An 8,898-nucleotide genomic window follows, 5' to 3' on the forward strand; every position below is an offset into this window, starting at 1 on the left:
CTCTTTGGGGCCAGGGCGCACCATTGCAACCGGAACTGACAGGCTTCACGGAAGACTCGATCACCATAAGCTGGACGACGGTGCCGGACGCGACCGCCTACGTCATCTATCGGCTGCCCTTCTTGACGAAACGGCGGGACGCCAAACCCAGGCTCTTCGACAAACGGTTCATCTTGCAGTACGAGCCGGAAGCCGTGTACACGGATATCCAGCCTATGGATATCACGTTGCGAGCCACCGACCACGTCGATTACATCATCACCTTTGTCGGACCAGACGGGATCACCGAATCCTCCTATCGAGCCGCCTATTTCAACCGCCTGACCCTGGAGAAACCCGTAGCCAATTTCACGCATGCGGCACCCCGCTATTGCGCGGAATCCCCCATCACTTTCACCGACAGTTCCACCGGGCTTGCCGCAAGATGGTACTGGACCGACCCGGAAGGCGACCTGGGGCAGGGAGAAACCCTTTCCTACGCCTTCCCCGAGGGCGGAAACTATGATGTCACCCTGACGGCCAAGAGCCCCATCGGGGAATCCAGCAGGACCGATACCGTCATCATCCACGCACTCCCCATCCCGACGATCACGGGAGAACCGTATGCCTGCATCTCCTCCACGCTGAGCACGGACCCCGACAAAGAGAACTACCAGTGGTCCAAAGACGGGATCCCCGTCCCTGAAGCCACCCAGGCAACGTATGAGGCCGCCGAGCCAGGCATCTATACCGTGGCCTACACGGACGAAAACGACTGCACAGGCGCCTCGGAACCCTTCGCGTTCGATTTCTTCGCGTCCCCCACCTGCGGTTTCACCCTCTCCATGCAACAGGCCGAAGCGGGAGAACCGATCAGCGCGTACCAAGAAAGCACCGGGGAGCAACTCACGTACCTCTGGGACCTGGGAAACGGACAAACCATGACCGAGGCGGAACCCGCTATCGTCTACGGCCGACCCGGTACCTACACCCTGGCCCTCACCGTGACCGATCTCTGCGGCAACACCGCCACATGTACGGAGGACGTCACCATCACCACAGGAACCTTCACGAGCTTCCCGCCCTCCGGCACCTCCGCAGGAGGAACCGAAATCACGCTCACAGGGAACGCCTTCCCCGAATCACCCACCGTGACCATCGATGGACAGGCCGCCCCAATCCACGCATCCTCCAGCACCAGCATTACGGTCGAAGCCCCCAGCCATTCCGGCGGACTTGACAGCTACACGATCGCCGTCCACGACGCGACCGACGACCTGCTCACCCATGAACTCACCGACGCCTACCGCTACGTCACCATGGGCTTCGTAGCCCTTCCCTCCCTGAACGCGGTCCAAACACTCGATCTGAACTCCTACACACTCTACCCATGGCCGGTCGAAGAAGGAACGCCATCCGCGCTCCTGCCCATCCACGGCCAATCGTTCCCGATTCAGCATCCGACGGCCCTCCTTCTCAGCCCCGACGAACGGTATCTCTACCTGGGAGCATACGAAGCCATCTACAGGATCGACACGGCAAGCGGAGCCGTCACGGGCGAATTCGCGATCCCTGCGGGAGCCAGAGCCCTCTCTCTTGCCTATCACGACACCTATCTGACGGCAGGCGTCACCCTGCCCGGAACGCCATCCACCTACATCGAGGCCCTGGATCCCGCCACCCTGGACCATCTGGCCTACGGCTCGATCTGCCATGACGATCAGACCCTGACGGCCGACCAGGCGATCATCGGCGACCGGCTCTACCTCCTCACCTTCGGCCCGGAAGCATCCGACCCGAACAACACACACAAGAGCCGCCTCACCCTGAACGTCTTCGACCTGGCCGCGCCACCGGACATGACCGACGGGGAGGCGTACCTGCACATCCTCGCCGGCAAATCCGCTGGCGAACTCACCACGGAGACCATCGTGGAAGCCTCGCTCGCGTACGAACCCTCCAGCAATCTTCTGTACGTCAGCGCGCCGCACGATGAACGCATCTTCAAGTTCGACGTCAGCAGCAACACCTTCAGCGGCGTATCGCTCAAGACCACCGGATATGCGCCCGAGCACCTACTGGGAACCACCGCCGGGGGCATCCCCGCCCTCGCAACCACCTTCCACGGCCTCCCGCTCCTGCGCTTTTACGACAGCCCGACGAACGGGCAAAACGGAGAGCTCGCCACCACCGATCTCTCCGCGGCCGGATGTCTTGAAATCCAGGATCTCGTGACGTTCCGGCTACTCGACGCCATCCTCTGCGATCCGGCAGCCCAGGTCCTCCTCTTCGATCCCGCCCTATACCAGACCACCGCCACCATCTCCCTCGACGGATCCTCTCCCCTCGGCACCCTCGCGGTCCAGGAACGATAAGGAAGGCCCCCCATGAAACGAACCATCCTGACCATCGCGCTCACCTTCCTCGCATCCCTGGCCCTGGCCACTTCAAACACCCGGGGAGAATCCTCCTCCTCCGTCACGGCGAAGGGCATCTTTGAAAACGCGCTCTTCAACGACATCGACAGCGTCAATCCCTACAACGGGAATCTCTCCGTCGACATCCCCATCGGACAATCCTATTCCGTCGGCCCAAACCTCGCCCTTCAGCTCTCCCTCTTCTATAACCTCTCCCTATGGACGGACGTCCACATCATCACAAATGTGCTGGAAGACCCCAATTACACGCCGACCTGCGAATTACTGGAACTTTCCCGATTCGCCATAAGCGGACGCGACACGTACGGCGCGGGATGGGACATCCATCTTGGATACATCTCCCGGCAGCATATCGATACCGACCTGAACGGAAGTTACCACTACAACGCGCCCGACGGATCGAGCCACGCGTTTTATCCCGAGACCTCCAGCACATATCGGACGCACGACGGGAGCTACCTGAAACTCACGCGGTACACGACCCCCTCCGAATATTTCAAGATGGAAGACGGCTCGGGAATCGTTTACACCTTCGGCCACCCGGTCACCCATTACACCGAAACCACGGGACCGCGCTACTGTAGCAGCGTGATCGACTTCCAATACAACCGAAACGGTTTCTACGTCACCGAGATCGCCGATCCATGGGGAAACAAGATCGAGGCAGCCTACGTCACTTCCGGAGGATACAGCAGCGACAAGATCGATACAGTCACCCTCCGGGACGGCAAGAACTTGAACGTACGGACGATCGCCTTCCACTACACCACGATCCAGAACTCGATGGATTACGACTTCTGCCCCTACAACCAACCCTGCACGACGGAAACCGTCACCTACACGTACGATGTCCTGACCGGGATCGATCTCCCGACCGTCGGAGGAGCCACGCTCTCCTACACCTTCCAGGTGGAGAACAAGCTCATCACGCGACCCGACCGCCTCCCCGGCACCCTGAGCTGCTGGGCGATCGACATCAACAATCCCTGTGGAACCCCCATCTTCCCGACGCAGAACACCCACTACGTACCCATGCTCACCTCCGTCAGTGCCGACGACGGGGGCGGAAATACGTACACCTACGCATTCGACTACAACTACGACGCCATCCCGGATCTCTACGAGCGACCCGACAACATCGGCAATCTCAATGACGAAGTGGGCACGCTGGCCTCCATCACGCTGCCGACCGGTGGCCGCGTGGACTACACCTACATGAGAACCTTGCGGTTCAGCGGACCCGGAGCTTGCGAGCCCGAATTCGGCGAGCCCAGGGAGGACACGCCGCCGTCGATCTTCGTGGGCGTGAAGACAAGAGAATACTACAATGCCGACGATCAGCTTGTCGGGACCTATGAATACGACCTCGGAGGCTTTGACTCCGTATCGGAACACCTGATCTCGGATCTCATCAGCACCACGGTGACGGTGACCGACAGCCGGACGGTCCAGGAAGTGAGGAAAACAAGATTCACTTTCGATTACCGGAAGGTCGAGCCTTCGGAGGATCCCCTCGGGGAAACGGTCTGCGAAGGAGAATATCCTCTCCACGGATCACTGGTGAAAGAGGAGCGGCTTGATTCGTCCGGCACCGTGATGAACACCGTCGACTATGAGTACGAGTACGATGACATGAGCCTCATCGAGGCATGCCACGCCGCTGGCGACTGCGCGTCCCAAACGCTGGACATCCCCGCCTATTCCAAAAACCACAACATCCGCACGAAGCGGGTCGTCTCCCGCTATGCCAAAGCCTCCGGCGAGGATGTCACGACGACGATCAATGAACAATGGGACAGTTACGGCCATTTCAAGCGGACGAAATTCTATGATGGCGATGTCCCCTCGACCACCACGATCACGCCTCTGAGGGAATCCTTCACGGATTTCACCCCGGATGTCAGCCACTGGATCCTCAATACCAAGGACTACTCCTGGGTCAAGGACCAGAACGGCAGCTATGCCGCCTACACGAAATACCAGTACGCCTCCTCGGGAACGCATCTCGGCAACCACTACCTGAACGCCGTCTGCCAATACGAAAAAATCTATGCTTCCAACCTTGCCCAAACCTGTTCGGCCGAAATCGGTTACAACTCATTCAACTACGAAGTACCGGACTACTCCATCATGACCTACTATCCGGACATCACGCTGATCGGGGAAACGTACGACGGCCTCCCGAACGAGGAGCACCTCATCTATGCGGGATCTTCGTTCGGGGGCACGGCAAGTCCAAGTTTCAAGATTGACAACACGTACCAGTACAACTTGTTGACCGAACGCCGCTTCATGGAACTTCGCTCGAATGGCGTCTGGCTGCCGTTTGCGGGCTACCTGACGAAAGTCGTCCGGGACAAGACCACGGGCCTCGTGACCCGGAGCTACGACGAAACCGGAAGCTATTTCACGGCGACGGCCTTCAATAAGCTCGGCTTGCCCACGTCGATCGTTCCTCCCGGAGAAGCCGCCATCTATCTCTCATACCAACTGGACCCCGCAAGCGGGATGACCGTGCAAACCCGAAGAAACACCAGCACCGGCCCCCTTCAGGCGGAGGTCCTTTCCGACAGCTTCGGCCACGTCAAGGAGGAGAGGAAGTACATGCCTGGCGGCACGTACACCAAGAAGGTCCAGCAATTCGACATCCTGGGAAGAACCACATTCGCCTCCGCATGGGCTCACCCTGACACGCCGGAGATGTGGCTTTCCGGCACCAGCATGACCTATGACGGTCTCGGCCGGATTCTCTCAACCCATAAATCGGGGGATCCCTATCCCATGACGGTCGCCTATGACGGCACACGATCGAAGACCGTCCGCACATGGGTGCAGACCTCGCAGCAGCTTCAAACGGAATCGAGTACAGTCTATACCTACGACGCGCCGGGGAATTTGATCTCCGTCCTAGACCCGCTTGGCAACCCGACCACGTACACCTATAACGGACAGGGAAACCTCACCGAGGTCCATCAAGGCATCCAGGGTCGATTTTTCTCTTACGACTTACTGGGCCGGATGACATCGGAGCTCCACCCGGAGGGGAAGAATATCCAGTACCAGGGGTACAACGCCCTGGGAAACGTGACAGAATACAAGACCTACCAGGACTATCTCGGGACGGCCTTTTCCTATTACTTCACGAACAGCTACGACTATGCCGGGCGGCTCACGCGCTCTGAAGTCTCCACCCAGAGCTACTTGACCGGCGACGCGTGCACGCCTGACAATAGCTGCTACCCCCTGAGGGAACTCACCTACGACAACCCGACGCTGACCGTCACGGCGGCCGACGGCAGCCTCATCCAGGGGAACCTGACGGTCGGGACCACGTCCTCCGTCCGGGGAAAACTGACCATGGCGAAGGAATACGTCATTATTGACGGGAACCGATCCGGCAGTCTAAGCACCGGCCCCTGTACCGTCGGGGTCAATTCCTTGACGGACGTCTACCAGTACGCCTCGACCGGGTATGGACGCATCACGGGACGCAGGCTCTACTCGGATGGATTCGCGCACGGGAGCACCTATCCCCAGACGGAGAAGCTCTATTTCTCCTGGGGATACAATTACGATTATTACGGGAACCTGGCCTCCATCGACTATCCCGAGGCATTCGACGTGGCCACCCAGCAATCGCTTGGACTGGTCAAGGACGAGACAGGAACCCTCTTGAACAGAACCGTCAGTTATGCCTATGACAACAATTATCGTGCCTACCTGTCCGGCTTGAGCCGTCCCGGGATCAGGGCTTCGATCATCGGGGACGCATTCTATAACGAGCAGGGATTGCTTGATTCCATCTTTTACGGCGAGGGCCTGTCGGGCATGGAATATCAGTACGACGGCCTGAATCGCCCGAGAGATATTCAAGGTTTTCAGGGAGTCAATGGCTTGGAGTACGTGTTCAAAGAGATTGCTATGACGTACGACAGTACGGGCAATCTGACTTACTTCCATAATGCCGTGATTAAGCCTATTGATCCAAGTGAGCCTATTGAAATTGGGCCGACACCAGTTCCGATTCCAATTAAATGCAGGGCAAAATGGCGCAACTATTATGCCACGTACGACGCGGCCTCCAGGGTGATGACGTATAAGAAAGAAACTGAGTATTATGGGAGCTTCGGTTGCGACATTTTTACGAATACATTTGCTCGAAACTGGACCTATGATGAGTATGGTAATATTCTCCAATATTCAACGGGAAACCGCGGTAATATTTTTAATGCTACCGTGGATCTTCCTACCAACCCTGTAACCAACCAGTTGATCGGGCCGGATTACGACGGGAGAGGGAATCTCGTTCGAGGCGAACCGGTCGATGACGATGGGAACGCCACCACGCCGGACCGCAGAATCCACTTCTATCAATACTCCCCGGAAAACAAGATGGCCACGTACTTTGAGGACGTGTGGGATGCTCAGGCCGGACAGAACAAGATGGTGGAGCAGATCTTTGCTTACAACTGGCAGGGCGAGCGTACCGTCGCGCTGAAAAGAAGCGTCGTGGAAAGCACGTGCGGGGATGCCGTCGCCTGCTGGTGCGTGGATCAGGATCCGTCGGTGACCAGCGCATGGTCGCTGGATACGATCTATATCCGGGATGAAGCCGGCAGGATCCTGGCGGAATTCGACCGTCAAACGGACCAGCTGACCACCTATTCCTGGCATCGTTACAACTACTTTGCGTTCGGAAGGATGGTCGCGGCGGATGGTATACTGGACGATATGGACGGGGATGGATATCCCGAGGCGCTCGGTCGCCGATATTATTATCACGATCATCTTGGATCCGTTCGCGCAGTCACGGACGGATACGAGAATTTCCTAATGGCGTATGATTACTGGCCGTATGGGGAGGAGATGTACAGCTCGCAGTGGAACGAGGAGTCGTACCGCTATACAGGCCACGAACGGGATTATGATCTCAATTTGGACTATATGCACGCCAGGCATTATTCGTATGGGAAGGGGAGGTTTTTTTCCACAGATATTCTTAACGGTAGTATTAATAGGCCTCAAACACTTAATTTATATAGCTATACTGCAGGTAATCCATTAAATTACGTAGATCCTCTCGGATTTGCAAGGAAAGGGCCTCAGTCCGCCAATAATACGGTGACACAAGAGCAATGTGAAAGAACAAATGAATGTGAATGGACATCCAATGGCTGCGAATGTGGAGGAATTCCAATAGACGACCTCGTTTTTGCTGAAGACTATAATGATCGCTCTTTTGATGCATTCGTGTACCGAACAATTATGCAAACGATGTCTTTGTCTCTTGATGTCATGTCAGCATTACCACAATTTTCTCCTACTCCTATTCATCAAGTACTTCATAGGCCATTAATTTACACTTCAAATCGTATTTCAAACGCCTGGAGTGGGCATCCTGTTCTTCATGACATAGTAAACACTCTGTCTTCAACTGGAACTTTAGTCGGGACTTACTACTTCGTTTCATCATCAGTGGCCGCCACTACAGCTCAAGTTGAATTGGCAGCCTATATATATTCAATCGGTGGTGAACAAGTTTTGGTGCCATTAGGTTTTGCAGCATCTGGTTTATCAATTGCTACTGGTAGTATCTTGGCTGTAGGTTCGTTCGGGGCCGGTTATTCAATAGGTGTAATGTTGCGAAAATATACAATTCCCCCCAAATGGAACCAGTTGTATGGAGATGCTATGTATAATGGAATGGTAATCACAACAAATTTCTATGGCATAACGGATGTGCATTAATGTTTCATTTATCCTGAAATGCTTTTGGAGAATGATGAATGACAGTAAAGAAAGTAGATAATCTTATACCATTACCAGTCCCACGTTTTGTTAAAGAGGGACCAGCTATAACATTTTTATCAGTCATTTTATTCTTCGCACCTTCATTCGCTTTAGTTTACTTGTTAAGTGAGAAAGTTTGTGTGTTTATTAATACAATTACAGGAAAATATTTTGAAATCCCTATCATTCTTTTAGTATTTATAGGATTTTCAATTTCGTTTTTCCCGCCGTTTATCTTTGGATTTAGTCGCACAAGTAAATTTATTTTAGAGTGTGTTCAATGGCACATCAATAATAATGATAATAATTCCGCTAAAAAACTCGCTTTAGCCCTTGATTATCAAGTGTGGTTTCGAGAATGGAAGAGGAATAGTTGGTTTCGGCAATTTGTAATTGAAAGCAATCTTCATGTCAACAGTAAAAGATATGCAAGATTTTCTGATAAATTGAGTATTTAGTTTTTTATATTTTTACGATATACCCTGTAAATTATAAAAAAGGGCTAAGTTTATCATTTTCAATATTATTTCGCACAATTAATAAGGGATTTGTTCTCCCGAATTACCTGCGACCAGAGGGGGTACTGTCAATAAGGTACTGTCAAAGAAGCCACCGTAACTTCCCTATTACAATAAGTAGGGTCTGCTGAAAAAGTCTACGATCGACCTTATCCCACTGGTAATTATAGGGT

At 54.4% G+C, this 8,898-nt stretch carries 3 protein-coding genes; all 3 read left to right on the plus strand.

What is annotated here, in order from left to right; genetic code table 11:
- The first annotated feature begins 23 nt into the window (after positions 1 to 23).
- From PLD04_08270 to PLD04_08280, 3 genes are read left to right on the plus strand one after another with little or no spacing between them, the layout of a single operon-like run.
- Positions 24 to 2,354 (plus strand): PKD domain-containing protein, encoded by a 2,331-nt coding sequence (locus PLD04_08270; GenBank protein ID HXK68329.1) that lies wholly within the window; start codon positions 24 to 26, stop codon positions 2,352 to 2,354.
- Positions 2,355 to 2,366: 12 nt separating this feature from the next.
- Positions 2,367 to 8,165: an RHS repeat-associated core domain-containing protein gene (locus PLD04_08275; protein ID HXK68330.1), complete on the plus strand. Its 5,799-nt coding sequence runs from the start codon at positions 2,367 to 2,369 to the stop codon at positions 8,163 to 8,165.
- Positions 8,166 to 8,203: 38 nt separating this feature from the next.
- Positions 8,204 to 8,665 carry a hypothetical protein gene (locus tag PLD04_08280; protein ID HXK68331.1) on the plus strand — a complete coding sequence of 154 codons (462 nt, stop codon included), beginning with the start codon at positions 8,204 to 8,206 and terminating at the stop codon, positions 8,663 to 8,665.
- The last annotated feature ends 233 nt before the right edge of the window (positions 8,666 to 8,898 follow it).

The sequence above is a fragment of the Thermoanaerobaculia bacterium genome (assembly GCA_035593605.1).
GTDB lineage: Bacteria > Acidobacteriota > Thermoanaerobaculia > UBA2201 > DAOSWS01 > DAOSWS01.

What these genes read in the sequence shown, in the direction of transcription:
- PLD04_08275 (HXK68330.1), top strand. Translation starts at nt 2,367, where the DNA reads ATGAAACGAACCATCCTGACCATCGCGCTCACCTTCCTCGCATCCCTG.
- PLD04_08280 (HXK68331.1), top strand. Translation starts at nt 8,204, where the DNA reads ATGACAGTAAAGAAAGTAGATAATCTTATACCATTACCAGTCCCACGT.